The 2841-nt window shown below is 42.7% G+C and carries 3 protein-coding genes and 1 pseudogene; all 4 read right to left on the bottom strand.

Annotated features, from left to right (window positions below; genetic code table 11):
* Nucleotides 1-386: pseudogene (locus ACFQNG_RS18605) on the bottom strand (hypothetical protein); the annotation flags it as partial.
* Nucleotides 387-1001: 615 nt separating this feature from the next.
* Complete coding sequence (locus ACFQNG_RS18600; protein ID WP_379867412.1) at nt 1002-1220, bottom strand: SMI1/KNR4 family protein; 219 nt, start codon at nt 1218-1220, stop codon at nt 1002-1004.
* A 99-nt stretch (nt 1221-1319) separates the two neighbouring features.
* Entirely contained in the window at nt 1320-1877 is a 558-nt protein-coding gene (locus tag ACFQNG_RS18595; RefSeq protein ID WP_379867411.1) for a hypothetical protein, read from the bottom strand.
* A 13-nt stretch (nt 1878-1890) separates the two neighbouring features.
* On the bottom strand, nt 1891-2685 hold the full coding sequence (locus ACFQNG_RS18590) for a polymorphic toxin-type HINT domain-containing protein (RefSeq protein WP_379867410.1): 795 nt from the start codon (nt 2683-2685) through the stop codon (nt 1891-1893).
* Nucleotides 2686-2841: the final 156 nt, after the last annotated feature.

The raw sequence follows: 2841 nt of genomic DNA, 5'->3' as shown, positions 1-2841 counted from the left end.
ACGTCACCGCGGCTGTCAAACTGGTAGTAGTAGTTGGTGCCGTTGTAATTCAAGCCCAGCAGTCTGCCGCCGTCGTCTTTGTAGAAGTGCATGACCGATTCAGTTGCGCCTTCCACTTCTTTGGCCATGGTGAAAATCTCGTCGTTGCTGTCGCGCTGGAATTCATAGCGGACATTGCCGACGGTCTTGGCGGTGCGGTTGCCGTCCGGATCGTACTCATAGGTGACGGTTTTCTGCACTTGGCCATTGACGGTTTTGCTGTAGGAAACGAGCTGGTCTTCGCAGTTGTAGCGGTACTCCACGTCGGTTTGGGTGGTGCCCTCGGTGGTGCTCGCTTTGGTCAAGGTGCCTTCATCGTTGAAGGTGTAGTTGGTCGTGCGCAGCAAGGCCCCCGTCGATTCGTTGTATTCCTTGCGGGTGGCGATGCGGTTGCCGGACGCGTAGGTGAGCTCTTCTTTGGTTTACAGGTTCTCCACCTTGGTCACGTTGCCGTTGCCGTCTTGCGTGTATTTCAGTTTCTTGCCGTACGCTTCCACCGTTTCCAGGTAACCGGCCTAGGTGTAGGTGTATTTCTTCTTCAACGCGCCTTTGTCGGTCACTTGCGCCACTTGCTCGGCGTCGGTGTGTAGCCCAGATCCACCACCGTGGCGCCACCGTTGTTGGTCGCTTTCATCGTCACCACTTTCTCACCGTTGAAGGTCAGATTGGTGGTGACGCCCGGTGCGGTGACGCGTTGCAGGTTTTGATCCTTGTCGTATTGGTACTTGAGGAGGAACTTTTATTATGATTTTGTTTAATCCATGTCTATGTAAAGGCGAAGATGAGGAAATAGACCGTCCTTAGATAAATGAAAAACAAATAACCATTTTCCCTAAGTAGTCTGATCTCAAGGGAAAATGGTTATTATTATTTTCCTTACCTGTTTCGCCTATTTTCAATATTATACAAACCAACACCAGTGGTATCCTTTTAACTTTGATAATGAAAATAAGCTTAATTCCTTAAAAGTCTTCTTCATCCTCATCTGATTCTAGAATTTTATTTAGCATAAAGGAATAAAAGTGATCATAACGATCTTGTAACGACAGATCCAACCGGAACCATAATACTACAGGACATTCACCGTTCACCATATTAAATGTATCCAGACAATAACAATAGTCATCTTCTTCCATTAAGATCACTACATAACCTTCAGGTAAACCTTCTTTTTTTTGCATTCTATTGTACTTTAATTTGCATAAACCATTACATAAAAAATACCCCAAAGAGAAAATTCTCTCTGGGATAATATTTCTTTTTTCATATTGTTATTATAACTATCTTTTAATACCTATGCTAGACTGTTGAGACCAAATCTCTTTGGATTGAAACACCAGATCATGAGCTACTTCGGCTCCTGATACAAACGCAGCCCATCTAAGTTCTTGACAAGCAATAACTGGTTCCCCACTAGTGTCGATCCACAAGAATAAAGTCTGGTCATCAACGATTGTCAGATCCCACCATTTCCAATTTCTACACTCCGGATCAAAACAAAACAACCATTCTTGTACATCCCAATCATCTTCATCGTAATATATTTCGTAGTAACGATTCCGACCTTTCTTTATATCATCGGCTAGGTCAACACCATGTTCATGATATTGATCCGTCACAACTCTAAACCAATGGGGTACGTTGGAACTATCCAACTCTTCCTTATTGAAATCTTCTCTGTAAGACAATTCTACCCCAGCAAAAATTACATCTCTTAGTCTCTTAGCATATAAACTAAGATCACCAAATGGTTTTAATTCCAAAACTGCTAGACTAAACCTAGGGGGTTCAGTTGGACCTTCCATTAATCGCTGGATCTCGTCCATTTGATTGAACATCATCTTTCCTCCATCAATTTTTTATAATCCTTCCAGAACCCGGAATGATATTACTCATAAATTCGTCTAGCATATTAGTTGGTATTCCAATTAATCCAGGCGATTTACTTGGGTCTGAAATTTCCGGGCTAGTTCTAAATAGCCTTTTCCATTCACTTTTAGAACCTTTAAATCCTTTTGGTTTACGTTGAGGTAGGGCTGCATCAAGAATTCCTCGCACATAAGAAGTTGGCATATCAAATGCAACAATATGCCCTCCCGATCCTCTAAAAGTTCTAGAATGAGAAATATCTCCACTCATATTTAAATAAAGTTTACCATCACCTTTAAGTGATACATTTCCGGCCTCATCAACAGATAACCGTAAACTATCCGGGTGATCCTGCTTCCGATAAATAGTAGTGGTAGAGCCACACATATTATGCGTAAAAATACCTAAATTAGATACATAATACGTGTGAAATTTATCAACGCTGAAATTGTAAACAATAGTCTTCTTAATAATACGTTCTACTTTGTCTAAAACAACTGCCCTACCGTCTGCATCTTCTAGCTGATCGCCGGCTTTGAGATCTTTGGCCTTAACCCATCCTCTCCCTTTTACCCAGAATGGATGTTCATCGGTAGTTTCGATAACCGTTTTTCCGATGTAAAGCTTGTAGATCTCCTTGACTTTCCGTTCATATAACCATTGAACTGTTTTATAATCCTGTTTACCCGTCTTTTCATCCTTGGCTAGGACTTTATCTCCAATGCGGATATCCTGAATTTTTTTCTGGCCTTTGTCTGTAAGAACTTTCGTGTTCAACGTAAAGCAGTTACATTTCCGCTTCGGACTCGGCTTCGACTTCGACCCGCCCCTGAGCTTCTGCTTGGCCTTGGCGGCGGTTCGCTTAGCCGTGGCCTTGGCCTTTTTGTACGTTCGTTTGACCTTGCCTTTGGCCACCCTCACCCGTTTCTTGGT

Origin of the sequence: Laceyella putida (genome assembly GCF_042665195.1) — a bacterium.
Taxonomy (GTDB): domain Bacteria; phylum Bacillota; class Bacilli; order Thermoactinomycetales; family Thermoactinomycetaceae; genus Laceyella; species Laceyella putida.
Note: the sequence above shows the minus strand (reverse complement) of the source record. Positions and strands in the feature narration are given on the sequence as shown.